The organism is Herbaspirillum autotrophicum (assembly GCF_001189915.1).
Lineage (GTDB): Bacteria > Pseudomonadota > Gammaproteobacteria > Burkholderiales > Burkholderiaceae_D > Herbaspirillum > Herbaspirillum autotrophicum.
In genome coordinates, this window is record NZ_LFLS01000014.1 from 38,299 (window position 1) to 63,764 (window position 25,466).

General features: G+C 56.5%; 25 protein-coding genes. 3 read left to right on the forward strand and 22 right to left on the reverse strand.

The window, feature by feature from the left end; translation table 11 throughout:
• Nucleotides 1-7: 7 nt before the first annotated feature.
• The 7 genes from pseF to rfbB all read right to left on the reverse strand — a co-directional run bounded on the left by pseF (nucleotide 8) and on the right by rfbB (nucleotide 6,909).
• Nucleotides 8-700 (reverse strand): pseudaminic acid cytidylyltransferase, encoded by a 693-nt coding sequence (gene pseF / locus AKL27_RS12475; RefSeq protein WP_050463158.1) that lies wholly within the window; start codon nucleotides 698-700, stop codon nucleotides 8-10.
• A gap of 123 nt (nucleotides 701-823) precedes the next feature.
• Complete coding sequence (gene pseC, locus AKL27_RS12480; RefSeq protein ID WP_050463159.1) at nucleotides 824-1,987, reverse strand: UDP-4-amino-4,6-dideoxy-N-acetyl-beta-L-altrosamine transaminase; 1,164 nt, start codon at nucleotides 1,985-1,987, stop codon at nucleotides 824-826.
• Nucleotides 1,988-2,174: 187 nt separating this feature from the next.
• The gene (locus AKL27_RS12485) at nucleotides 2,175-2,513 is read right to left on the reverse strand and encodes a MarR family EPS-associated transcriptional regulator (RefSeq protein WP_050463249.1); all 339 of its coding nucleotides are present in this window, start codon (nucleotides 2,511-2,513) and stop codon (nucleotides 2,175-2,177) included.
• 147 nt (nucleotides 2,514-2,660) lie between these two features.
• On the reverse strand, nucleotides 2,661-3,599 hold the full coding sequence (locus AKL27_RS12490) for a GDP-L-fucose synthase family protein (protein ID WP_050463160.1): 939 nt from the start codon (nucleotides 3,597-3,599) through the stop codon (nucleotides 2,661-2,663).
• Between the two features lie 7 nt (nucleotides 3,600-3,606).
• Nucleotides 3,607-4,692 carry a GDP-mannose 4,6-dehydratase gene (gmd, locus tag AKL27_RS12495; RefSeq protein WP_050463250.1) on the reverse strand — a complete coding sequence of 362 codons (1,086 nt, stop codon included), beginning with the start codon at nucleotides 4,690-4,692 and terminating at the stop codon, nucleotides 3,607-3,609.
• A 247-nt stretch (nucleotides 4,693-4,939) separates the two neighbouring features.
• Complete coding sequence (gene rfbA / locus AKL27_RS12500; RefSeq protein WP_050463161.1) at nucleotides 4,940-5,833, reverse strand: glucose-1-phosphate thymidylyltransferase RfbA; 894 nt, start codon at nucleotides 5,831-5,833, stop codon at nucleotides 4,940-4,942.
• On the reverse strand, nucleotides 5,830-6,909 hold the full coding sequence (rfbB, locus tag AKL27_RS12505) for a dTDP-glucose 4,6-dehydratase (protein ID WP_050463162.1): 1,080 nt from the start codon (nucleotides 6,907-6,909) through the stop codon (nucleotides 5,830-5,832). Before rfbB ends, rfbA begins: the two co-directional genes overlap by 4 nt.
• A gap of 228 nt (nucleotides 6,910-7,137) precedes the next feature.
• Between rfbB and AKL27_RS12510 the strand changes: the two genes are divergently transcribed.
• Nucleotides 7,138-7,956, forward strand: coding sequence for a symmetrical bis(5'-nucleosyl)-tetraphosphatase (locus tag AKL27_RS12510; protein WP_050463163.1), 819 nt, complete (start codon nucleotides 7,138-7,140; stop codon nucleotides 7,954-7,956).
• Here the strand turns inward: AKL27_RS12510 and AKL27_RS12515 are convergent.
• From AKL27_RS12515 to polA, 15 genes are all read right to left on the reverse strand, one after another.
• On the reverse strand, nucleotides 7,886-8,689 hold the full coding sequence (locus tag AKL27_RS12515) for a lysophospholipid acyltransferase family protein (RefSeq protein WP_050463164.1): 804 nt from the start codon (nucleotides 8,687-8,689) through the stop codon (nucleotides 7,886-7,888). The two genes, AKL27_RS12510 and AKL27_RS12515, sit on opposite strands and share 71 nt — an antisense overlap.
• A 9-nt stretch (nucleotides 8,690-8,698) precedes the next feature.
• Nucleotides 8,699-9,982, reverse strand: coding sequence for a dihydroorotase (locus AKL27_RS12520; protein WP_050463165.1), 1,284 nt, complete (start codon nucleotides 9,980-9,982; stop codon nucleotides 8,699-8,701).
• Nucleotides 9,983-9,986: 4 nt separating this feature from the next.
• Nucleotides 9,987-10,946 carry an aspartate carbamoyltransferase catalytic subunit gene (locus AKL27_RS12525; protein WP_050463166.1) on the reverse strand — a complete coding sequence of 320 codons (960 nt, stop codon included), beginning with the start codon at nucleotides 10,944-10,946 and terminating at the stop codon, nucleotides 9,987-9,989.
• Complete coding sequence (gene pyrR / locus AKL27_RS12530; protein WP_050463167.1) at nucleotides 10,939-11,451, reverse strand: bifunctional pyr operon transcriptional regulator/uracil phosphoribosyltransferase PyrR; 513 nt, start codon at nucleotides 11,449-11,451, stop codon at nucleotides 10,939-10,941. Before pyrR ends, AKL27_RS12525 begins: the two co-directional genes overlap by 8 nt.
• Entirely contained in the window at nucleotides 11,426-11,830 is a 405-nt protein-coding gene (gene ruvX / locus AKL27_RS12535) for a Holliday junction resolvase RuvX (RefSeq protein WP_050463168.1), read from the reverse strand. Before ruvX ends, pyrR begins: the two co-directional genes overlap by 26 nt.
• Before the next feature lie 12 nt (nucleotides 11,831-11,842).
• Nucleotides 11,843-12,523: a YqgE/AlgH family protein gene (locus tag AKL27_RS12540; protein ID WP_050463169.1), complete on the reverse strand. Its 681-nt coding sequence runs from the start codon at nucleotides 12,521-12,523 to the stop codon at nucleotides 11,843-11,845.
• A 68-nt stretch (nucleotides 12,524-12,591) separates the two neighbouring features.
• Nucleotides 12,592-14,013 (reverse strand): amidohydrolase family protein, encoded by a 1,422-nt coding sequence (locus tag AKL27_RS12545; protein WP_050463170.1) that lies wholly within the window; start codon nucleotides 14,011-14,013, stop codon nucleotides 12,592-12,594.
• 70 nt (nucleotides 14,014-14,083) lie between these two features.
• Nucleotides 14,084-14,875 carry an ABC transporter permease gene (locus AKL27_RS12550; RefSeq protein ID WP_050463171.1) on the reverse strand — a complete coding sequence of 264 codons (792 nt, stop codon included), beginning with the start codon at nucleotides 14,873-14,875 and terminating at the stop codon, nucleotides 14,084-14,086.
• The gene (locus tag AKL27_RS12555) at nucleotides 14,856-15,725 is read right to left on the reverse strand and encodes an ABC transporter ATP-binding protein (protein ID WP_050463172.1); all 870 of its coding nucleotides are present in this window, start codon (nucleotides 15,723-15,725) and stop codon (nucleotides 14,856-14,858) included. Before AKL27_RS12555 ends, AKL27_RS12550 begins: the two co-directional genes overlap by 20 nt.
• Nucleotides 15,726-15,767: 42 nt before the next feature.
• Nucleotides 15,768-16,760 carry an isopenicillin N synthase family dioxygenase gene (locus AKL27_RS12560; protein WP_050463173.1) on the reverse strand — a complete coding sequence of 331 codons (993 nt, stop codon included), beginning with the start codon at nucleotides 16,758-16,760 and terminating at the stop codon, nucleotides 15,768-15,770.
• Between the two features lie 88 nt (nucleotides 16,761-16,848).
• Nucleotides 16,849-17,832, reverse strand: a complete 984-nt coding sequence (locus tag AKL27_RS12565; protein WP_050463251.1) for an ABC transporter substrate-binding protein — start codon at nucleotides 17,830-17,832, stop codon at nucleotides 16,849-16,851.
• Nucleotides 17,832-18,044, reverse strand: coding sequence for a hypothetical protein (locus AKL27_RS27735; protein WP_157056907.1), 213 nt, complete (start codon nucleotides 18,042-18,044; stop codon nucleotides 17,832-17,834). Before AKL27_RS27735 ends, AKL27_RS12565 begins: the two co-directional genes overlap by 1 nt.
• A gap of 386 nt (nucleotides 18,045-18,430) precedes the next feature.
• Complete coding sequence (locus tag AKL27_RS12575; RefSeq protein ID WP_050463175.1) at nucleotides 18,431-19,315, reverse strand: dienelactone hydrolase family protein; 885 nt, start codon at nucleotides 19,313-19,315, stop codon at nucleotides 18,431-18,433.
• A gap of 184 nt (nucleotides 19,316-19,499) precedes the next feature.
• On the reverse strand, nucleotides 19,500-21,164 hold the full coding sequence (locus tag AKL27_RS12580) for a methyl-accepting chemotaxis protein (protein WP_050463176.1): 1,665 nt from the start codon (nucleotides 21,162-21,164) through the stop codon (nucleotides 19,500-19,502).
• Nucleotides 21,165-21,370: 206 nt separating this feature from the next.
• Entirely contained in the window at nucleotides 21,371-24,130 is a 2,760-nt protein-coding gene (gene polA, locus AKL27_RS12585; protein WP_050463177.1) for a DNA polymerase I, read from the reverse strand.
• Between polA and AKL27_RS12590 the strand changes: the two genes are divergently transcribed.
• Complete coding sequence (locus AKL27_RS12590) at nucleotides 24,131-24,877, forward strand: LOG family protein (protein ID WP_050463178.1); 747 nt, start codon at nucleotides 24,131-24,133, stop codon at nucleotides 24,875-24,877. It begins immediately after the preceding gene.
• A 124-nt stretch (nucleotides 24,878-25,001) separates the two neighbouring features.
• Entirely contained in the window at nucleotides 25,002-25,415 is a 414-nt protein-coding gene (locus AKL27_RS12595; protein ID WP_050463179.1) for a DUF2782 domain-containing protein, read from the forward strand.
• Nucleotides 25,416-25,466: the final 51 nt, after the last annotated feature.

Consider the following 25,466-nt stretch of genomic DNA (forward strand, 5'->3'; position numbering starts at 1 on the left):
ATACCTATTATTTTCGCAACGTCATCGCGGAGGCGATTAGTTCAGCCCTGATCCAATCGTCTTCGGTATCAATATCCTGAACGCGCCAGCGCGGAATAATCACCGGAGTTGATTCAGGGGAGAAAATTTGTTTTTTCTCACACCAGGAAGATGGCCGCCCCCAATAGAATTGGCCCGCATCGTGGAAGGCTAGCGGTAGATCCTGGGAGCGCGTTGAAAAATATTCAGGAAAAAACATTTCTACCCCACCGGCCAATCCTGCTTTGAATGAGCGAAATATCGGCGCAGCAAATTCAGTAACTGAAAAAGCATAAGCCCAATCGTGTGAATTTAATGCATCCAATCCTCTACCAAGATCATCTGGAGTCATGAATGGAGCTGTAGCATAAATACAGCATACTGCTTCCACGTCGAGGTGATGCTCCATTGCCCATTTCGATGCATGCGCAACAACATCCGTTGTTCCAACAAAGTCATCCGATAACTCGGGCGGCCTGATAAACGGCACATCAGCACCCCATTTTTTTGCAATTTCAGCAATTTCCGAATCGTCCGTGGAAACAATAACCTGATCGAAGAGTCCGCAATTTTGAGCCGCCAAAATTGAATGCGCAATCATAGGTTTGCCGCAGAACTCCCTAATATTTTTTCTGGGGATCCGCTTGCTACCACCGCGCGCCGGAATAACAGCAATTTTCATTGAAATACCTCATTGACGGCAGGTTCAACCGTCGCCGGAACGATTATTAATCTGCACGCAGACGTTACTGGGATGTGCATCGAGATATGTTCGATTGAACAATGATGTGTCGCGACAACATTGCTACCCTCTCACCGCCGACGAAATCGCGTTAATAACGGTAATGGCTGAGTCATCCGATAGCGCCGCGAACATTGGAATACTGATGGCTTGCGAATAAAATTGCTCTGCTACAGGGAAGTCGCCTACGGCAAAACCAAGTTTTTGATAATAAGGTTGGGTATGTACCGGTCTATAGTGAACATTCACGATAATGTCGACAGCGCGCAATTTATCAAATACCGCACGACGGCCATCCGAAGCATTTGAACCAAGACACCTGATCGGGTACAGATGAAAGGACGATTCCGTGTCTGGATGCTGCCACGGCAACCCGATAGGAAGATCCTTCAGCGCCTCGTTATATCGGGCAGCGAGTGCCCGGCGGCGTTCGCAAAACTCCTCAAGACGATTCATCTGGCTTACACCCAGCGCTGCATGAATATCGGTCATGCGATAGTTATATCCCAAGGCAATCTGCTCGTAATCCCAAGCTCCCGCGCTTTTCCCCACCATTAGTTCCGTATCGCGAGTGATTCCATGGCTGCGAAAAAGGCGCAATCTGACGTCCAATTCCGGATTATTCGTCACCGCCATCCCGCCCTCAGCGGTGGTAATAATCTTTACCGGGTGAAAACTGAAGATGACGATATCGGAATAACGACAGTTGCCCACCGGCTCGCCAAGATATCTCCCGCCAATTGCATGTGAGGCATCCTCGATAATCCGGAACCCATACTGATCGGCCAGCGCTTTTATTTCGCGCATTTCACAAGACTGACCGGCAAAATGAACCGGGATGACCACTTTTGGCAGGCGTCCCTTGGACTCTGCCAACACCAGTTTCTCGCGTAGTTTTTCTACGCTCATGTTGTAAGTGCGCGCATCAATGTCGACAAAATCAACAGTTGCGCCGCAATAGAGTGCGCAGTTGGACGACGCGACAAAGGTATTCGGAGAGGTCCACACGACATCGCCTGGACCAACCCCCAACGCCAAACAAGCGATATGCAGTGCCGACGTTGCATTCGTAACAGCAATGGCATATTTTCCACCACAGTGACTTGCCACTGCTTCCTCAAAGCGTGGAATCGTCGGCCCCTGTGTCAGCCAGTCGGATTTCAATACATCGACAACTGCCTGAATATCTTGCTCGTTAATATCTTGTCGGCCGTAGGGAATAGTCATGCTGCAGCCCGATCGCTGTCGACGCATACAGTTTGGGTATGGTGCTTGCCGAATAAACCGGCACGACCAGAAATAAAAATTGACTTGCCATTAAACATGCTACTCCTTTGGTTTGCACTTCGCGCCGCCTCGAGCGCAGACGCTGAATATATTGGCGGTTGCATCATTAAGACCCGATAGCACAGGATCAATTTTTAATTATTTCCAGCGTTTCGACTTCCTGTTGCAAACGGGCAATTTCATTCTTTAACCCCTCATACTCGGCCATCTTTGACTTGAGAAAACTCAAAGTAATGATTGCTTTCGCCTCGATACCGCTAGGAGTCAGCAGATAAATATAGCCGCGCTTATTTGGATTATTTTGAAAATTATTGACCTTGACCAACCCCTTCTCGATAAGAGCATTGATACAGTAATTAACCTTACCCAGACTGATCCCCAAGTCTTTGGCCAATTCACGCTGACTGATACCCGGACTCAAATCAAGCTGCTTCAAAATCCTATAGCGACTCTCGTCATCCAACATGTCTGCCTCGCTCAACATACATCTAAATTTAACCATTAACCGTAGAACACGCCTCATGTTCAATTGATGAACAGTCGCATTTGATCATTTTATGCGCGCAGATGCAAGGGTAAAGCTAAGTATGAAAAAAGGGATAAACCGAAAGTATCAAGAAACATTCACCAAATAATCTTGATAAGTCATGGCGATGCCGCGCCCCAAATCAACTTTGGCGGTCCATCCTCGTCCTGCCAGCAAGGACACATCCAGCAGTTTTCTAGGGGTACCGTCCGGCTTGCGGCTATCGAACTCGATTTCACCATCAAATCCAACGGTGCGCATAATCGTTTCTGCCAGCTCGCGAATCGTCACGTCGGTACCGGTACCAACATTAAATAATCCCTCGCCAATGCCGTTCTCCATCATGAAAACACATGCATCTGCCATGTCATCGACATAAAGGAATTCACGCATTGGCTTGCCCGAGCCCCACACCACCAGCTTGCGGTCGCCCCGCAGCTTGGCTTCATGTGTTTTTTTCAACAGCGCCGGCAAAACGTGGCTGTTGTACAAATCATAATTATCATTGGGGCCATACAAATTGGTTGGCATCGCCGAGACGTATCGCGTACCAAACTGCCGGTTGTATGATTCACACAACTTCACACCGGCAATTTTCGCAATCGCATACGGCTCGTTGGTTGGTTCCAGCGGCCCTGTCAGCAAGTACTCTTCCTTGATCGGTTGCGCGCAATCCCGGGGGTAAATACAGGACGAACCAAGGAACATGAGATCCTTCACTCCTGCTTGATGCGCCCCGCCGATCACATTCGCCTCCATCAGCAGGTTTTGGTAAATGAAATCGGCCCGATAGATGTTGTTGGCCTGTATGCCGCCGACTTTCGCCGCCGCCAGAAAAATGTAATCAGGCTTCTCCAGGGAGAGAAATTCTTTGACTCGGGTCTGATCCAGCAAATCCAGTTCACCATGCGTACGTAAGAGAATATTCGTATAGCCGCCCGCAATCAGCCTGCGGACAATTGCAGATCCGACCATGCCGCGATGCCCGGCAACATAAATCTTTGCATCCTTGTTTACTGCGGACATACGCTTCTCACTCACGGTAAGCAAAAGTACTGTGTCCGTGCTGCTTGACCAATTCGTCTTTCTCCGCAGCTTTCAAATCTTCCCGCACCATTTCCGCGACCAGTTCGTCAAACGTAGTTGTCGGCGACCAACCCAGCACTCTTTTGGCTTTCGATGCATCGCCCAGCAAACTCTCAACCTCGGTAGGACGGAAGTAACGGGGATCAACCGACACGATGCATTTACCCTGCGCGTCGTATCCCTTTTCATCGACACCACTTCCGCTCCAGGTGATGGAGATACCCAGCTCACGTGCCGCAGCAGCGACGAAATCGCGCACGCTGTATTGCACGCCTGTGGCGATGACGAAATCATCCGGCTGGTCCTGTTGCAGCATCAGCCATTGCATTTCGACGTAATCCCGGGCATGACCCCAGTCACGCTTGGCATCCATGTTGCCGAGATACAGACATTCCTGCAGGCCGAGCTTGATGCGCGCCAGTGCGCGGGTAATTTTACGGGTGACAAAGGTTTCGCCGCGATTCGGTGATTCGTGATTGAACAGAATTCCATTACACGCGTACATGCCATACGCTTCACGATAATTGACCGTAATCCAATATGCATACAACTTCGCAACCGCATAAGGACTGCGCGGATAAAACGGTGTGGTTTCCTTCTGCGGCGTTTCCTGCACCAGTCCATACAACTCCGACGTTGATGCCTGATAAAACCGCGATTTCTTTTCCAGCCCAAGAATGCGGATCGCTTCCAGCACCCGCAACGCCCCTAGCGCATCCGAGTTGGCCGTGTATTCAGGCTCCTCGAAACTCACTGCAACGTGGCTTTGCGCGGCCAGATTATAAATTTCATCCGGCTGGGTTTGCTGAATGATACGAATCAGGCTGGACGAATCGGTCATGTCGCCATGATGCAGCACGAAGCGGCGATTGCTTTCATGCGGGTCCTGATACAGATGATCGATGCGATCAGTATTGAACAGGGAGGTACGGCGCTTGATACCGTGTACTTCATAGCCTTTGTTCAGTAAGAATTCTGCCAGATAGGCACCGTCCTGGCCGGTCACGCCGGTGATTAGTGCAACTTTAGTCATATTGTCTTTCTTTGTACCCCGTGAAAACCAGCCCATGTAATTCAGCTTAGGCTCACTCGTAAATATCCGTGAAACGAACAATATCGTCTTCACACAAATAAATTTCGCATCGCACTGCGAGCATCGCTCGTTCGAACACCTGTGACCGGAATCTGCTCCTGCCAGAAAAACTGACAAGACTCAGCATTTCAAAATTCAGCCATTAGCCACGCCGCCGCACATTGTTATACCGATTGTTTCTCTACAATCAGGATGCGCCACTCTTCAACAATTGCATCAGGTAATGTCCGTAGCCATTCTTTTTATAAGGCAGCGCCAATGCCTCTAATTGCGTAGCATCGATATAGTGCTTGCGATAGGCAATCTCTTCAGGACAGGCAATTTTGAGGCCCTGTCGATTTTCAATAGTTGCAATAAATTGCCCGGCTTCAAGCAGCGAATCATGGGTGCCCGTATCGAGCCATGCCATACCGCGCCCCATGACTTCGACATTGAGACAATTGCGTTCAAGATAGACGCGATTGATATCAGTAATTTCCAACTCTCCGCGTGCAGATGGCTTAACACCATCTGCGATATCGCAGACATAACTGTCGTAAAAATATAATCCGGTTACGGCGAAATTCGATTTTGGTTGCAACGGTTTTTCTTCGATGCTGACCGCACGCTGTTGCGCATCAAATTCAACTACACCGTACCGCTCCGGATCATTGACGTGATATGCAAATACAGTGGCACCTTCGTCGCACGAAGAAGCTGCCTGCAGCTGCGACTCGAATTCATTACCGTAAAAAATATTATCGCCAAGAATCAGCGCCGAAGGGCCATCAGCAATGAACTCGCGCCCGATAATAAACGCCTGCGCCAAACCGTCCGGAGAAGGCTGAACCGCATACGACAAACTGATACCCCACTGCGAACCATCTCCCAACAGCTCTTCAAATCTGGGCGTGTCGTGCGGCGTAGAAATAATCAGAATTTCCCTGATCCCCGCCAACATCAGCGTTGTCAAAGGGTAATAAATCATCGGCTTGTCATAGACCGGCAACAATTGCTTCGATACCGCCATCGTTACCGGATAAAGACGCGTACCGGACCCGCCGGCCAGGATGATGCCCTTGCGGGGCGTTGTCGCGTTCACGTTGCTTCCTTCTCAGCTGTACGCTGGTTGTAATTCTTCTCGACCCACTTCAAATACTCCCCCGACTGCACATCCCCAACCCATTCCTGATGAGCCAAATACCATTCCACTGTCTTGCGAATACCGCTATCAAACGTTTCGGATGGTTTCCAGCCCAGCTCACGCTCAATCTTGCGCGCATCGATCGCGTAACGGCGATCATGCCCTGGACGATCAGCGACGAATGTGATTTGGTCGCGGTAACTGCCGCTCTGTTTCGGGTCCATCTGATCCAGCATGTCACACAGAACATGAACGACATCGAGGTTGGCTTTTTCATTCCAGCCGCCGACGTTGTAGACCTCGCCCGGCTTGCCACTTTCGAGCACACGGCGGATTGCGGCGCAGTGGTCGCCGACGTACAACCAGTCGCGCACTTGCTGGCCGTCACCGTAGATCGGCAGCGGTTTGCCGGCGCGGGCGTTGGCGATGATCAGCGGGATCAATTTTTCCGGGAAATGGTAAGGGCCGTAATTGTTGGAACAATTGGTGGTCAGCGTCGGCAAGCCGTAGGTGTGGTGATACGACCTTACCAGATGATCCGATGCGGCCTTGGATGCCGAGTACGGACTGTTCGGTGCATAAGCGGTGGTTTCGGTGAAGGGTGCGTCGTCAGCACCAAGGCTGCCATACACTTCATCGGTCGACACATGCAGAAAGCGGAAATCGCGCTGTTTCTGGTCTGGCAAGCCGCTCCAGTATGCGCGTGCAGCTTCCAGCAGGCTGAAGGTGCCATTGATATTCGTGTTGATGAAATCACGCGGACCGTGAATCGAGCGGTCGACATGGCTTTCGGCCGCAAAATGCACCACAGCGCGCGGCTGGTATTTGTTCAACAATGCTGCAATCGCATCCTGATCGCAAATGTCAGCGCGCACGAAGACGTGTCGCCGATCATCTTGCAATGTCGACAAGTTATTCAGGTTGCCAGCATAGGTAAGCTTGTCAACATTGAGCACGGCCTCGTCTGACTGTGCCAGCCAGTCGAGCACGAAATTGGCGCCGATAAATCCCGCGCCGCCGGTGACTAAAATCATCTGTTATTCCAAATATTGGCGCAAAAACGCTAGTCCGACATTTTAACGGGAGAAGCCCCCGGTGACATATGGATGACACAAAACGTCAGCGGCTTTACTCGAAAAATGTGGATATTGCGACAAATCCAGCCATTAAATGCGAGTAGTTATCAATTGCACGAGGTTCTGCCTGTCTGCCAGACTCTGTCCTCTCGGTTAGAATGCGAGATTATCCTCACTGGCAGCAACATGCCCACCTACGCCATCGGCGACCTGCAAGGCTGCGGCCGGCAGCTCGACAATCTGCTTGATGTTATCAATCAGGCATCTCCTGACGCCAATCTGATCTTTGTCGGCGACCTCGTCAATCGCGGTCCGTTGTCGCTGGCGACCTTGCGCCGGATTCGTTCGCTTGGTGCGCGGGCGCAGGCGGTGCTGGGCAATCATGATTTGCATTTGCTGGCGGTGTCGCAGGGTATCCGGCCGGCGCATGCTTCCGATACGCTCGACGACATCCTGAATGCACCGGATCGCGAAGAGTTGCTGGACTGGTTGCGGCACCGTCCCTTGGCTTTGTTCGAGCAAGGCCATCTGTTGTTTCATGCGGGGGTGTTGCCACAGTGGGATGCGGCGCAGACGATGGCGCTGGCGCATGAGGTGGAAACGGCTTTGCAGGGGCCGGATTGGGTGGATTTCTTGCGCAATATGTATGGCAATGCGCCGGCCGCCTGGGATGACGCGCTGCAAGGGCATGATCGCTTGCGTTGCATCGTCAATGCCTTGACCCGCTTGCGTTTTTGTACGGCGGACGGGGCGATGGAGTTTTCGATCAAGGAAAGTCTGAGCGCCGCACCCGCGGGGTATCTGCCGTGGTTTGATGTGCCGGGTCGCAAGACTGCTGACGTCACGGTAGTCTTTGGTCATTGGTCAACGCTGGGTCTGACCTTGCGCCCCAACCTGATCGGTCTCGATACCGGTTGCGTCTGGGGCGGCAAGCTTAGCGCGTTGCGGCTTGAGGATCGGCAGTTGCTGCAGGTGGATTGTCCGCAGGCGCAGCGTCCGGGGTGAGCGTAGCGTAACCTAATCCGCCGGCAATCGCGGCACGGGCGCTGATCGCCAGATCACGGCGATGCACGCCATCGGTTTCTATCGCCGGCAACAGCGTCAATTCCGCAGTCAGGCCACGTGCTTCCAGAATCGCAATGATGCTTTGGGCAATCGTCATGTCGCCGATGAAATCGGCGGCCGGATGAAGTTGCTCATTGCGGTCCAGATAGCGCAGCGCGTAGGGTTGCACCGGCACCTTGGCATCGATTGCCGCTTCGAACAGGTTGGCATGAAAGGGCAGCAGACTGCCTTGCGCTGCCGTCGTGCCTTCCGGAAAAAAAGCCACGCGTTCGCCGGCTTCCATGCTGCTGACCAAACCTTTGAAAATCCGGCGCACGTCGCTGGCCTTGCCGCGCGAGATGAAAATCGTGCCGGTCTTGGCGCACAGCCAGCCGATGAACGGCCAGCTGCGGATATCCGATTTGGCAACAAAGCGGCATGGCTGCAGCGAGTTGACCACGAAGATATCCAGCCACGACACGTGATTGGCAACGATCAGCGCACGCGGCGGGATATGCCCCTGGCGTTGATCATGTACCCGCAATTGCACACCGCAAATCCCCAGCAGGCGATGTGACCAGCGCCGCGTGTAGGATTCACGGCCGGCGGCGTCGGTGAAGGGAAACAGGAAGGCACAGATTCCCATACCGACGAACAGGTGCACGATCAGGCGCAGCAAACGAAAATAAATCATGCGCAGCTTTTATCTGACGAAGGCGACGTGGCCGGAAACGATGGTGGTCTTGACCTGACCCGACAATTCGTAGCCCAGGAACGGGGTGTGCTTGCCCTGACTGGCCAAGGCTTTGGCTTCCACGGTCCAGCGCACTTGCGGGTCGAACACGCAGACATCGGCAATGCTGCCGACACTCAGATTGCCGGCCGGCAGGCCAGCGACCCGTGCCGCATCTGCAGTGATCTTGGCAACGGCATTGACCACGGCATCGCCGGCGGCATCGGCTTCTTGCGCCCACTTGAGCGACAGCGACAGCAGCAATTCCAGACCGGTAGCGCCCGGCGATGCTTCGCCGAACGGCAACAGTTTTTCGTCATCGTCGACTGGCGTGTGGTCGGAGCAAATCGCATCCACCGTACCATCGGTCAGCGCCGCACGAATCGCATCGCGGTCGCGTTGCGAGCGGAATGGCGGATTGACGCGCGCGTTCGAATCGAAGAAGCCGATATCCATGTCCGACAAATGAATGTGATGGGCACCGACGTCACAGGTAACCGGCAAGCCTTCGCGCTTGGCGGCACGCACCAGTTCGAGACCGGCAGCGGATGACATGCGGCACAGGTGGACTCGGGCACCGGTGGCGCGTACCAGTTCGAAGATGGTGTACAGCGCAATGGTTTCCGACATCACCGGCACGCCCGACAATCCCAGACGGGATGCCGCCGGACCGCTGTGGGCAATGCCGTGACGGCCAAGGTGCGGGTCTTGCGGACGCAGCCAGACGGTGTAGTCAAAAGTCTTGGCGTATTGCAGCGCGCTCAGCAGCACGGTGGTGTCGAGTACCGGTTCGTCGGCTTGCGAAAAACCGATGCAGCCGGCGTCGGTCAGTTCGGCCATTTCGGTCAGCGCCTTGCCTTTGAGGCCGACGGTCAGTGCGCCGAGCGGATAGACGTGGGCCTGATTGAGCGATTTGGCGCGATGCTTGAGCATTTCCACCAGACCCGGTTCGTCCAGCACCGGATCAGTATCCGGCGGGCAGATCAGGCTGGTGACGCCGCCTTGCATGGCGGCCTGCATTTCCGATTCCAGCGTCGCCTTGTATTCGTAACCCGGTTCGCGCAGGCGCGCACTCAGATCCACCAAGCCCGGCGCCACCACCAGTCCGCTGGCATCAATTACCTTGCCGGCGACGAAATCCGCCGGTGCCTTGCCGATGGCGACAATCTTGCCGCCGGCGATATAGACATCCTGTTGCGCGTCGATGCCGTTGGCAGGATCGATCAGTCGCCCATTCTTGATATGCAGTTTCATTTGCTCAGTTCCCCGCCACAATACTCATCACCGCCATCCGCACCGCAATGCCGAAAGTTACCTGCGGCAGAATCACTGCCTGCGCGCCGTCGGCCACGGCCGAATCGATTTCAACGCCGCGATTCATCGGCCCCGGGTGCATCACGATGGCGTCCGGCTTGGCCAGCGCCAGCCGTTCCGGCGTCAGGCCGTAGCTCTTGAAGAATTCCTGTGCCGACGGCAGCAAGGCGCCGCTCATGCGTTCGTTCTGCAAGCGCAGCATGATGATGACGTCAACATCCTTGAGGCCCTCTTCCATGTTGTGGAACACGCGCACGCCCATTTGCTCAAGACCGCTCGGCAGCAAGGTACGCGGGCCGATGGCGCGCACTTCCGGCACGCCCAGTGTGGTCAGGCCGTGGATATCGGAACGTGCTACGCGGCTGTGCAAGATGTCGCCGACAATCGCCACGCGCAGGTTGGAAAAATCCTTCTTGTAGTGACGGATCGTGTACATGTCCAGCAAACCCTGGGTCGGGTGCGCATGACGGCCGTCGCCGGCGTTGACCACGTGCACATGCGATTGCTTGGTGTCGATCAGATGCTTGGCAATCAGGTAAGGCGCACCCGATTGCGAATGGCGCACCACGAACATGTCGGCGTGCATCGCTGCCAGATTGTCGATGGTGTCGAGCAGGGATTCGCCCTTGCTGGCACTGGAAGCAGAAATGTTCAGGTTGATGACGTCCGCCGACAAACGCTTGGACGCGATTTCGAAGGTGGTGCGGGTGCGCGTGGAGTTTTCGAAGAACAGATTGAAAACGCTCTTGCCGCGCATCAGCGGCACTTTCTTCACTTCGCGGTCGCCAATGCTCACGAACGAGGATGCCGTGTCGAGAATGTTGGTGATGATCGCTTTGGGTAAACCTTCGATTGTCAGCAAATGCTGCAATTCGCCATTTTTGTTCAGTTGTGGGTTATGCATGTACCACCGTCAGGGAAAAGCGGCCGTCATCGGCGCGTTGCAGTTGTAATGATTGTTGCGGACCGACTTCGCAGGTATCGGCCAGGAAGTCGGCGGCGATCGGCAATTCACGGCCGCCGCGGTCGACCAGTGCCGCCAGCAGGATGCGGGCCGGGCGACCGTAGTCGAACAATTCGTTGATCGCGGCACGCGTGGTGCGGCCGGTGTAGAGAATGTCATCGACCAGCAGGATGGTGGCGCCTTCGACATCGAAACCGATCTGGCTCGGCTTGACGTCGGAACGCAACCCTTTTTCGGCAAAGTCGTCGCGATAGAAGGAAACGTCGATGAAGCCGAGGCGGTCGCTCAGTTTCAGTTCGGCGGCCAGGCGTTCTGCCAGCCAGGCGCCGCCGGAATGAATGCCGACGATGGCGACATTGTCTGCGCCTTGCAGCCCGGCGCGCACATGCTGCGCCAGTTTTTGATACAGCGCTTCTGCATCAAGAGGAGGTGTGGTTGTGCTCATGGGTGTCGTCAAAGTATTGCTGCAAAATAATTGCCGCTGCCTGCGCATCAATCAGCTCGCCGCGTTTCTGCGCGATGACAGCGGAAGAATATCGTTCATCCACCAGGACCGTCTCGACGCCGAAGCGTCCGTGCAATTGATTGGCGAAACGCCGGCAACGCACCGTCATTTCATGTTCAGCGCCATCCGGATGCAAGGGCAAACCGACGATGCAGCGATTCGGTTTCCATTCCTGTATCAGGCTGGTCAGCGCCGCAAACTTGCCGTCATTGGTGGCGGCACTGATCACTTGCAGCGGCTGCGCCTGTTTCATCATGGTGTTGCCGACTGCCACGCCGATGCGCTTCAAACCGAAATCGAAGGCCAGAATCGTTTCCACGCCCGAATCCGCTCAGGCGTGACCGGCTTCGGTCGTCAGCATCACCTGATCAATGCCGAGCAGACCCAGCGCCGCAGCAAACCGCTGCTCGGCCGGCAAGTCGAAAATGATTGCGGGATCGGCTTTGACCGTCAGCCAGCCGTTGTTGCCAATTTCCTGTTCCAGCTGGCCGGCGCTCCAGCCTGAGCAGCCGAGGCTGACCAGCACCTGTTCCGGACCATCGCCGTGCGCCACGGCTTCCAGCACATCTTTGGAGGTGGTCAGCGAAATGCCGTCCGTCACTTGCAGCGTCGACGAAAAGCTTTCCATTGCCGAGTGCAGCACAAAGCCGCGCTCAACCTGCACCGGGCCGCCGAACATGATCGGGCGGCGATAGACTGCGGGCATCGCGGAAGGGGAATCGGGAATGATTTCGAGTTTCAGATTGATGCGGTCGAACAAGACATCCATGGTCATGTCGGTCGGCTTGTTGATGACTACGCCGAGCGCACCGTTCTGATTGTGTTCACACAGATAAATCACGGTGCCGCCGAAGATCGGGTCTTGCATGGAAGGCATGGCGATCAGGAAATGATCGGTCAAATCCAGTTCCAGCGGGACGGCATCGGCTATTTCTGCAGATTCCGGCTCCTGGTCGGCTGCGGCGGATTCGAAATTGGGAGGTGCATGGCGGCGCTTGATCATGGACGCCATTTTAGCAGTTTTAAGGCCGGTCCCGGGCGGCTTTCACTGCCGCTGCGCGGCAATCGCCGCACCGCCCCTCACCCGGCCTGTAGCAGACGCAACGTCGCCTGCCGGGCTTGCCGCCCCAGCGCCGCCAGATCGACACCGGCAATCTGGTCATTAGCCACTACCGCCTTGCCAGCCACCAACAATGCTTTCAGGAAAGGCCGGCCGCCGCCGACTACCGGCCCCAGCGCCGGATCATGCAAGCCGAAGTAACGCGGATCATCGAGTCGGTACAGGGCGATATCGGCCTGTTGTCCGATTTGCAAGCCATTGACGCCATCCAGACCCAGCACGCGCGCGCCGCCGGTGGTGCCCCAGCGCACCACATCCTCCACCATGGCGACATCGGCGCCGCCTTCAAAACTGCCGCCTTCATAAGATGGCCGTGCTTCCTGGCCGCGCCGTGCGCGTTGCATCAGCCACGCCGCATGCGTTTCCGACACCATATCGGCGGCTTCGTTGGACGCCGCGCCATCGACGCCGATCGAGACCGGCACGCCGGCATCTTCCAGTTGACGGACTGGTGCGATGCCGCTGCCGAGACGGCCATTGCTTTGCGGACAATGGGCGATGCCGGTCGCGGTTTGTCCCAACAAGGCGATTTCCCCGACCTCGAGTTTGACCAGATGCGCAAACCACACATCCGGGCCAAGCCAGTCATGCCGGTGCGCAAACTCGACCGGACTGCAACGATGTTTGCCATACGCGCCTTCCTGATATCCCACCGTTTCCGACAAATGACTGTGCAGGCGAATGCCATGCGCGCGCGCAAATGCCGCCATGGCCTTCAATTCTTCCGGCGTCACCGAGTACAGCGGCGTGGTCGGCGCCATCACCACACGCCGCATCGCCGTTGGTGACGGGTCGTGATAGCGCCGTACCAGCCGCGTCATGTCATCCAGATACATGCTCAGGGTTTCCGGTCGCAAGGCGCTCGGCAATTCCGCTTCCAGTTGCCGCGTCTGCGTCGCACCGCCACGACACAACACGAAGCGCACGCCGAGTGCCTCGGCTTCTTCGAACAAGATGTCGGCGGTGTCGTAAGGCATGCCCGGGTAGTACAGATAATTGTGATCGGCAATGGTGCCGCAGCCGGAGCGCAACAATTCCACCATGCCGATCCGCACTGCCAGCCGAAACAGTTTTTCGTCGAAACGGGCGCGATAGCGATACGGCGTGGCCGCCAGCCATGGCGTCAGCGCCAGATCGATACCAGCCGGATCGCCCTTGAGCAAGGACTGGAACAGATGATGGTGGGTATTGACCCAGGCCGGATAGGCGACGCAGCCAGTGCCATCGATCACCGGCTCGCCCGGCAATGGCGACAACTTGCCGATAGCGACAATCACGCCGGCGCTGACGCGAATGTCGGGACCGGCGTGACGCGCGGCAGCGCCCGGCAAACCGGTCATGATGGCATCGGTGCTGGTGATGAGAAAGGAATTGGTGCTCATTGTGCGCTCATGGTCTTTTATCGTTTGAATGTCGTCGCGGCAAATTTGCGGCAGGGCTTGCTGCCGGTCATCAGCCCATCTCACTTTCATGCCAGCCGGACAGTGCCGCCTTCGACAAGGCCATCATCGCCAGAAACAGCAGGATGCCAGTGACCGTGATCAAAAACAATGCGGCAAACAGGCGCGGAATATTCAACTGAAAACCGGCTTGCAGAATCTGATACGCCAGCCCTGAACCGGTGCCACCCGTGCCGGCCACGAACTCGGCGACCACCGCACCGATCAACGCCAGTCCGCTGGAAATCCGCAGGCCGCCGAAAAAGTAGGGCAACGCGCTCGGTATACGCAGGCGGCGCAAGGTTTGCCAGCGCGTCGCCTGATTCAGCTTGAACAGGTTGAGCAGTCCCGGATTGACGCTGCGCAATCCCAGCGTGGTGTTGGAGATGATCGGAAACAAAGCCATGATGGTGGCGCAGATCACCAGCGCGAAAGTCGGTTCCTTGACCCAGATGATGATCAGCGGCGCAATCGCCACAATCGGCGTCACCTGCAAGATGATGGCGTATGGGAACAGGCTGACTTCGATGAAACGGCTTTGCACGAACACGAAGGCAATCGCCACGCCCAGCAACACCGACAACACGAAGGCGAAGAACGTGATCTTCAGCGTCACCAGCAATGACAGCGCCAGCAAGTCCCAGTCCGCCACCAGCGTCTTGGCGATCAGGGCCGGGGTCGGCACCAGATAGGACGGCACCTCGAATGCCATGCAAATCCATTGCCAGGCCAGCAGCAATACGACACCGATCAACAGCGGTGCGGCCACGCGAGTGAATCGGGGTTTAAGCATCAAGGGCGTCATGTCCATCTCCTTCCTGATTGGCCAGCGTCAAATAGTCCGACAGGGTTTTGCAATACGCCATGAATGGCGCCGAAATCCGAAATGCATCATCACGCGGCCCCGGTGCATCGATGGCAACATCGGCAATCACGCGCCCGGGTCTGGCTGCCATCACGATCACCCGGCTCGACAAAAATACCGCTTCGTAAATGCTGTGCGTGACGAATACCACCGTCAGATCGCGACGACTCCAGATATCGCGCAAATCGGCATCGAGTTTATTACGCGTGAATTCATCCAGCGCGCCGAACGGTTCATCCATCAGCAACAGATTCGGTTGCGTTGCCAGTGCCCGCGCAATCGACGCGCGCATCTGCATGCCGCCCGACAATTCACGCGGATAGGCTTGATGAAAACGCTCCAGTCCGACCAGCTTCAAGGCATCGCGTACGCGCACATCGCTTTCACTGCGCGCCATCTGCTTGAGATCGAGCGGCAGTCGCGCGTTGTCGGCCACCGAGGCCCACGGCATCAACGTCGCTTCCTGAAACACCATCGCCAGCGTATGGTCGGGGGTGCCGACCGTCGCCATATTTTTTCCCCACCAACGGATGTGTCCGTGCGACGGTTCTTCCAGACCGGCAAACATTTTCAGCAAGGTGCTTTTGCCGCAACCGGATGGTCCCAGCAGCGACACGAATTCACCGCGCCCGATCGTCAGACGCACTTCATCCAGCGCCCGGGTACCGTTGGGATACGTCTTTTCCACCCGATTGGCGCTCAGCACGGCATCTGCCGCCTCAAGCATTTCGGGACTGTCCGGCGTGGCAGCGCTGATCAATTGCGACATGGCATCATCTTCTCGTTTCATCATTGACTCCCGGCTTCATCTTGCCATCGGATTGCTGGTTTTTCATGCGGCTACCGCGCCGGAGGCACCAAAGGTTTCACGCACCTTGGCGCTCAGGTATTCACCGATGGTGCACGGCGCATAGCGCGCCGGCCGTTCGGCGCAACAGCACGACGGCAGGCAATCGATGATCACGGCCTGATCGCCATCCTGAAAGAACGGCAACGAGTAGCGCGGCACCGGATTGTCGTTCAGTACCCGGTGCGGATTGCTGTGATACAGGTCATTGCTCCAGCGCTGCAACAAGTCGCCGATATTGACGACAAAGGTGCCGTCTATCGGCGTCGCCCTGACCCAGTCGCCATCGGCATTGCAAATCTCCAGACCGCCGACCTGATCTTGCGCCAGTATCGTTACCAAACCCCAGTCGGTATGCGCGCCCGCGCCGATCTGGTTATGGGCGGCGTGCACCGGCTGCGGCGGGTAATGCAACATGCGCTGGGTGGCAATCGGTGTCCGCAATGCGTACTCGAAGAAATCTTCCGGCAAATGCAGCGACAGTGCGATCACCGCCAGCAAACGATGCGACAAGCTGCGCATGGCGGCGTAGTACTGTTCCGAGTGCGCCCGGAATCCCGGCAAATCCTGCGGCCACAGATTGTGGCCGTAGCGCATCTGCCCTTGCTGCACATAGGGATGATCGGCGGCGATGTCAAAGCCGAACTGAAAGCCTTCTTTCAAATCCGAGGCCGAGTCAGTATCCAGCACTTGCGAGCCGATGCGCTCGTAGCCGTAACCGGATGGCGAGCGCGCCATGTCGAACGCATCCTTGCTGGCCTGCGGCAACGCAAACAATTGCCGCGCCCAATCGAATTGCGCATCGATCAGGCCTGGCGCCACACCATGCCCGGACACATAGAAAAAGCCGACGTCACGCGCGATCTTGTGAATTTCCCAAGCGACCGCTTCGCGCTTTGCCAGCAGCGGTGAAAAGGCATCGGTGAAGTCGATCACCGGCAAGCGCTGCGCAGTTTTGGGCGGGGTATATAAAATCATGGCATCCTCATGCAGAGTCCGGCACCATCGACAGTCCTCGCCAGCCGGTCATCCGACAGCGCAACGAGGCAACTCGATTGGCCAACAGTCAGGGCATCACTTTCATGTCTTTCACGAATTGCGTGGTGTACGCCTTGCGCCAGTCGGTATCGGCTTTCAGCAAACCGGTGGCGACCATGGTGTCGTAGGTTTTCTTCCAGCGTTCATCGGTCATCACGCCAATGCCATGACTGGCAGCATCGCCACCGGTCACCACCTTGAGTTCTTTCAGCTTGGTCAGCGCATAGGCCAGTTGTTCATCACCCATGTTTTTGTTGTCTTGCTTGATCAGCACATTGCCCGCTGCCGGGTCCTCCAGATAGCTCTTCCAGCCTTCGGCGGTAGCCTTGACGAAGCGCTTCACCAGATCCGGCCTGGTCGCGACCGTTTTTTGCAAGGTCACGATGGTGGTGCCATACGGCGGATATCCCTCATGGGCAAACAGGAAGAATTTCGGCTTGGCGCCGGCCTTCTCGGCCTGGAACAATTCCGATGACGGATAGGCTTGCTGCACCGTGTTGGCATCTGCGAAGAAGGGTTGCAAATTGAAGGTGTAGGCTTTGGTTTGTCCGTCGCTGTAACCATACTTTGCCTTCAGCCATGGCCACCAGTTCGACTGTCCCGAGCCGGCCACCAGAATGGTCTTGTCTTTCAGGCCGCCGAGACCGTTGACATCACCGTGCGTCAACATCCCTTGCAGGTCGGACTGAAACGAAGTGGCGACGGTCACCAGCGGCAAGCCCTGCTCGACACCTTTGAGCACGCTGAAGTCATAGCCCATGCTGAAGTCGGCCTGACCGGCCAGCAGAATCTGCATGTTGTTGACTTGCGGCCCGCCCATCTTGATCGTGACATCCATGCCATATTTTTTGTAAATCCCCTTGGCCACGGCCTGATAAAAGCCGCCGTGCTCGGCCTGCGCATACCAGTTGCTCAACAGCGTGACTTTTTCCTGCGCCTGCGCTGCGGCAGCCAGACTCAGCATGCCCAGAACACCTGCTGCCAGGCTTATCAATCGTGCGTGCTTGCTCATCATGCAATCCTTTCTGAAGTAAACAACAACCGCGCGCAGACACGCCGATAGCGCGCCGCCATGGAAATGGCGACGCCATGCGCAACAAGCGATACGGGATGGAGGGTGAGGCAGGGAGTGGTGATCCGGCGGACGATGCGAAACAGATGATCGCCGCCATATCCGGGAGGGACAGGCAATATTGCGGTCGGGTAAAAGGCGCTGGTGGTCATAGTCTCGTGTCGTATCAACGATATACAAGCCCACCGGTTACTGGCCGGTGGCATCACGAGCAATGTCCCGCATTCAGGGTGCTGCGCCTGCATGCTGACCGCTTCTACTCTCCCTGCTACTAAGCAAAGGCTGTGCCACATATGCCGGCGGCCAGCGCCTCTCTATAGCAAGTGCTTCACTACAACGGCAACGATGCGCCGGCAGATTTCCCGAGCCACCGATACGCATACAAAAATGGTGCAGGCCGAAACAGACTGGCGCGTTGCGCCCCAAAATGAACCGGACCTGTTACGCCAACTGCTGCGCCAGCGACGCCGGCGACGCGCCAAAAGAAAAACGCGGCAAATGCCGCGTTTTCATTACTGCCAATCTGCTGCTGTCTGATTCAGCTCACGCCATGGGCCTTGAACCAGGCAATCGCGCGCGTCCAGCCATCCTTGGCGGCCGAGGCCACGTAGCTGGTGCGATAGTCGGCATTGAAAGCGTGACCGACATCGGGATACACCACGAACTCGGACTTGTTGCCGGCCTTGGCCAGCGCCTCTTTCATTTGCTCTACCGTTTGCACCGGAATACCGGCATCGGCGCCGCCGTACAAACCCAGCACCGGCGTTTTCAGTGTCGGCGCAATATCGATGGCCTGTTGCGGCATCAGTGCCGACTTGTCACCCACCAGCCGGCCATACCACGCTGCGCCGGCCTTGATCCTGGGATTGTGCGCGGAGTACAGCCAGACGATGCGGCCACCCCAGCAAAAGCCATTGATGCCGAGCTTGTTGATATTGCCGCCATTTTCCCCGGCCCACTTGACATACGCATCAAGGTCGCCGAACACTTGCTGATCCGGCACCTTGGAGATGATTTCCTTGTTCAGTTCGGCAATCGTGCCATAGCTGCCCGGATCGCCCTGACGCACAAACAATTCCGGCGCAATCGCCAGATAACCGAGCTTGGCAAAACGACGGGTGACATCGGCGATATGTTCATGCACGCCGAAAATTTCCGAGATCACCAGCATCACCGGCAAATTGGTTTTCCCTTCGGGCTGGGCGCGGTAAGCCGGCACCTTTTGACCGTTCACGGTAATGCTGACTTCACCGGCAGTCAGGCCAACCGTGTCGGTGCTGATCATGGTTTGCGCACACACCGGCAGCACCGCAGCGGCGAAGCCGGTACCCAATGCCGTTTTCAAAAAAGTACGGCGATCAGCCGGGACGCTCAGCGGCGTTGCTCCCAGCAAACTGTTGACATCGTTTTGCAGATCTTTCATGAGTACATCTCCGGTTCTGTCAGGTCGCACAGCAGGCCCGGTTGCGGGTCTGCTGCGGCAAGGGATGGAGGGGCATGACGGGGGACCACGCCCGGCATTGCAATGCATGCCACAGTTCTTGCTGCGGCATGCATCAGGAGCTTAATGCAAATGCGTCACGACGTCACGCCTGGACGCTGGTCGTTCACGCTTCGTGCATCAATGCCTGCTGCGTCGGCGTGACGTCAATCGTGCGCCGGCTGACGACTTCAGCTTCACTCTGGGTTGCCAGCGCCAGTTGCCGGGCATCCACCCTGAAAATGCTGACCAGTTCCGTCAGTTGCGCCGCCTGCCGCTGCAAGGATTGCGCAGCCGCTGCGGCCTGCTCTACCAATGCGGCATTTTGCTGGGTGGTATCGTCAATCTGAATGATCGCTTCATTGACTTGTTCGATGCCGCTGCTTTGTTCTTTATTGGCATTGGTGATTTCAGTCATGACATCGGTCACGTGTTTGATACTGGTGACGATTTGCGCCATGGTGGCGCCGGCTTCCCCGACCAGCTTGCTGCCGGCGCCGACCTTTTCCACCGAATCACCGATCAGCACCTTGATTTCCTTGGCGGCGCTGGCGCTGCGCTGCGCCAGACTGCGCACTTCACTCGCCACCACCGCAAAGCCGCGTCCCTGTTCTCCGGCGCGTGCTGCTTCCACCGCCGCATTGAGCGCCAGGATATTGGTCTGGAACGCGATACCGTCAATCACGCTGATGATATCCACTACTTTTTGCGATGAAGCATTGATGGAGTCCATGGTGTCGACCACTTGCGACACGATGCTGCCGCCCTTCACCGCAACATCGGAAGCCGCCAGCGCCAGGGTATTGGCTTGCTCGGTATTTTCGGCATTCTGACGCACGGTGGAATTGAGTTCTTCCATCGAGGAGGCGGTTTCTTCGAGCGATCCTGCCTGTTGTTCGGTGCGTGCCGACAAGTCGAAATTGCCGCGCGCAATTTCACTGGTGGCGATATTGATGGCATCCGAACCGGTGCGCACCTGAGCGACGATCCCTGCCAGTTTGTCGCGCATGATGCACATGGCCGCCATCAGGCTGCTGTGATCGCCGTCTTTGAGATCGATCGGCACCGCAAGATTACCGTCAGCGATCTGGCCGGCAATCGTCACCGCATAATCCGGCTCGCCGCCCAGTTTTTTGAGCAGGTTACGGGTGATCCATACCGCAGCGATCAGCGCGGTGGCAATGCCGATGGCACTGGTAACGAGCATCAGCGCACGCGCCAGTTCGTAGGCCTGGACGCTGGAAGAGGCGCTGGTTTCATTGAGCCGGTCTTCGATATCGTTGAGCGCGCGCAGTTCGGCTTGCCACTTTTTCTGCGTCGGCAGGTATTCTTCTTTGAGGAACTGGGCCAGTTCGTAGGCTTCACGCTTCATGCCGAGGTCCACCGCCTGATCGATGAGCTTGTGCCCGGCATCTGCCTGCGCCTTGATCTTCGGCAACGCGGCATGCTCTTCGGCTATCGTGCCGGGCAGCGTATCAAACATCTCTTTCAGCTTTTTCTCGGCGGCCAGATATTTCTGGGTCTGCGTCTTGATGTAGGCAGCTTCTTTTTCGATATCGTCGGCGCTGCCTTGCAACATCAGATTGCGCAAGGAAATCGAGCGTTCGGCAACCGTCTCGGCCATCTCGGTCACCAGTCTTGACTCAGGATTATTGATCGTGACCACATCCAGGAACTGCGCCTGTATCGCGTGCATGTTGTACACGCCCATGGTGGTCACCAATACCAGCAAGGCCACCACCCACGCAAATCCCAGACCCAGTCTGGTGCCTACCTTCATCCCTGCTTTCATTTTTGTCTCCTTGTGTGCGTAAAGCTGCAGCACAGGAAGCAGAAGGAGGAACCGGTCATGCCTTGCCATTTATGTCGTCGCCCCCCAGCGCACTTCACTACGCAACAGCTTTCGACTACTTTTTACACCGCCATCAGACGATGGCGGCGCTGTCTTCTTTATTTCTTATTGTCTTTTTTACAAGCACCATCAGAGTTGCGATGACCTTAATGCGCTTCTTCCCAATTCTTACCTATTCCGACCTCGGCTAGCAAGGGAACTTTCAATTGCGCAACATTTTTCATCAATTCCGGCAGTTTTTCACGCACCACCGGCAACTCGGCTTGCGGCACTTCCAGTACCAATTCGTCATGTACCTGCATGATCATCTTCGATTGCATGCCGGCTTGCTCCAGCCAGCCTTGCACGGCAATCATTGCCAGTTTGATCAGATCGGCTGCGGTGCCTTGCATCGGCGCATTGATCGCGGCCCGCTCTGCACCCTGACGGCGCGGACCGTTGGGTGAATTGATTTCAGGCAGCCACAGGCGGCGGCCGAATACGGTTTCGACGTAGCCATTGGCCTTGGCTTCCTGACGCGTGTTGTCCATGAATTGCTTGACCCCCGAAAAGCGCTGGAAGTATTTGTCGATATACATTTGTGCGGCCGAGCGTTCGACACCCAGATTGCCGGCCAGGCCGAAAGCGCTCATGCCGTAAATCAAACCGAAGTTGATCACCTTGGCGTAGCGGCGCTGTTCGCTGCTGACTTCGTGGAGTGCCACGCCGAAGATCTCGGCCGCGGTAGCGCGGTGAATATCTTCGCCATCGGCAAAGGCCTTGAGCATGTTGGCGTCTTCCGAAATATGCGCCATGATGCGCAACTCGATCTGCGAATAATCTGCTGACACCAGCACGCAACCGGGTGCCGCCACAAATGCTTCGCGGATGCGGCGTCCTTCGGCAGTGCGCACCGGGATGTTTTGCAGATTCGGTTCGTTCGACGCCAGCCGTCCGGTCACCGCCACCGCTTGCGCATAGTTGGTGTGCACGCGTCCGGTATCGGCATCCACCATCTTCGGCAATTTGTCGGTATAGGTGGATTTCAGTTTCGCCAGTCCGCGATAGTCGAGCAGGATTTTCGGCAACGGATAATCTTCCGCCAGTTTCTGCAATACTTCTTCATCGGTCGACGGTCCGCCCGACGGCGTCTTCTTGACCACCGGCAGTTGCAACTTCTCGAACAGGATCTCGCCCAACTGCTTGGGCGAATTCAGGTTGAACGGCTGCCCGGCCAGTTCATAGGCTTGCTGTTCGATTTCCAGCATGCGCTTGCCGAGTTCGTGCGACTGTTTGCCGAGCAAATCGGAATCGATCAGCACGCCGTTGCGTTCGATCTTCTGCAACACCACGGCGGTCGGCACTTCAATTTTTTCGTAGATGTAGCGCAGTTTGGCATCGTGTTCGATCTGCGGCCACATGGCGTGATGCAGCGCCAGCGTGATATCCGCATCTTCAGCCGCATACGCGGTAGCGCGTTCGATTTCCACCTGATCGAAACCGATCTGCGATGCGCCCTTGCCGCACACTTCCGCATAGCTGATGGTCTTGCGATTCAGATGGCGCATGGCCAGGCTGTCCATGTCATGCGTGCGATGCGATTCGAACACATACGATTCGAGCAAGGTGTCGTGTTCGATGCCGCGCAACTGCACGCCGTGGTTGGCGAAGATGTGGCTGTCGTACTTCATGTTTTGCCCCACCTTGCGCTTGCTGTCGTCTTCCAGCCAGGGCTTCAGTGTGGCCAGCACCAGTTCGCGCGACAACTGTTCCGGCGCATCCTGATAGTGATGGGCGACCGGAATATAGCAAGCCTTGCTGCTGTCACAGCACAAGGAAATGCCGACCAGTTGCGCCTGCAACGGAATCAGCGAGGTGGTTTCGGTATCAACGGCGGTCAGTGTGGCGGCATTGATCACGCCGAGCCAATGTTCCAGTTGTGCGGTCGTGAGGATGATCTCGTATTCGGCAGCCGGCGCTTCATCGTTGCCGAACAAACCGCCTTGTGCTGCATCGCCGGCGGCGCCATCGGCAGCAGCTACTGCCGGGGCAGCGGCGGCATTGGCGGCGCTGTCGATTTCACGCAGCCAGGTACGGAAGTTGTAGCGCGTGAACAATTCCTTGAGCGCGGCATTGTCCTGCGGTTGCACCTGCAATGATTCCAGAATCGATTTCATGTGCGCCGACAAATCGCAATCGGTCTTGACGGTCACCAGCACCCGCGCCTGTGGCAACCACGGCAGCGCCTTGCGCAGGTTCTCGCCGACCACGCCGCCGATCTTGTCGGCATTGCTCATCACGCCATCGAGCGAGTCGTATTGTGTCAGCCACTTGACGGCAGTTTTAGGTCCCACTTTTTCGACGCCGGGAACGTTATCCACGGTGTCGCCGATCAGGCTCAGGTAATCGACAATACGCTCGGGCGGCACCCCGAATTTTTCGATCACGGCCGTGCGGTCGAGCGTTTCGTTGCTCATGGTATTGACCAGCGTCACTTGCTCATTGACCAGTTGTGCCATATCCTTGTCGCCGGTGGAGACGATTGTTTTCAGGCCGCACGCAGAAGCCTGCACGGCCAGCGTACCGATCACGTCATCGGCTTCGATCCCTTCCACCATCAATATCGGCCAGCCCAGCGCGCGTACCGCAGCATGAATTGGTTCGACTTGTTTACTCAAATCTTCCGGCATGGATTTGCGGGTTGCTTTGTACTCGGCATACAAATCATCGCGAAACGTTTTCCCCTTGGCATCAAATATACAAGCGATGTAACTTGCGGGATAATCATTGCGCAGCCGGCGCAGCATATTGATGATGCCGTACAAGGCGCCGGTCGGCGCACCTTCAGCATTGCGCATGTCGGGCAAGGCATGAAAAGCGCGATAGAGGTAACTGGAACCATCAACTAACAACAGGGTTTTTTGCATATGGAACTTAGAGGAAAAAATGTACCGCGACTGCGGGAAGTAAGCGACATCGAACGCGCCACCGCCAAGAAGGCGCGCGAATCGTGGCATGTACTCACGATTATGGCAGAATTTATCGAGTCCACCGAGCGCTTGTCCGAACTGCGTCCTGCTGTTTCCATCTTTGGTTCTGCCCGTATCAAACCGGACAATCCGCATTATGCGTTGTGCGTCGATATCGCCCGCCGCCTGTCCGACGCCGGCTTTGCGGTGATCTCGGGCGGTGGTCCCGGCATCATGGAAGCGGCCAACAAGGGGGCATTCGACGGCGCCTCGCCGTCGGTCGGACTCAATATCGAATTGCCGCATGAGCAGCACGGCAATGCCTGGCAAGACATTTCCCTGAGCTTCCGGCATTTCTTCGCGCGCAAGGTGGCTTTCGTCAAGTACGCCGACGCTTACGTGGTGCTGCCGGGCGGTTTCGGCACGCTGGATGAACTGACCGAAGCCCTGACGCTGATGCAGACCGGAAAATCACGCCGGATGCCGGTGATTCTGGTCGGCAAGGCATTCTGGAGCGGTTTGCTGGAATGGATCAGCACCCAGCTGGTCAACGACGGCATGATCAAGCCCGAGGACGTGCATCTGATGCAAGTCATCGACGATCCTGCCGAGATCGTGATCGCCATCCAGAAATTCTATGAAGACAGCAAAAAGGTGATCGAGGACGAAGAGGATACCGAGCGCCAAACCGGCATGTATCTCTGAAATCCCGCCGGCATCGCAATGATGCCGGCGTTTCCCCTGTCCCCGGCACGCATTTCCCCTCAGGCCGGGGCATGGTTTGCTACAATGAGTTCAATGCCGTTCAACCTATCATAGAAGAATTCTCATGAACTCATCCCAAGTCTGGTCCAAAGGCTGTCTGGTGGCCGTTCTCTGCGCCGCCGGCTTCACCATGCTGCCGGCCACTGCACAACAGGCGCCAGCCGCCGTCGGTCCGCCGCCACCTGAACTGCAAACACTGGAAGAAGGCGAACCGCCTGCCGTGACCATTCGCAAGCCGGGCGACGACCAGTCCGAAGGCAACAGCATCACTGAACAGCGCAGCCATGGCGAAACCAAGGAAATCAAGGTCAAATCCGGCCCCAGCACCTATTACCTGAAACCCAAGGAGCAAGTTGGCAGCTCGGTGTCGGGCGACGTCCAGAGCGGTCCGCCGACCGGCGCGCAATGGAAGGTCAAGGAATTCGACTGGGGCGGCAGCAAGAATCCCAAGGACACCGGCAACGGCGCAAACAAATAATTCCTGCCGCATCGCGTGAGCTTGCGCTAAACACCGTTTTTTTCGACTCTT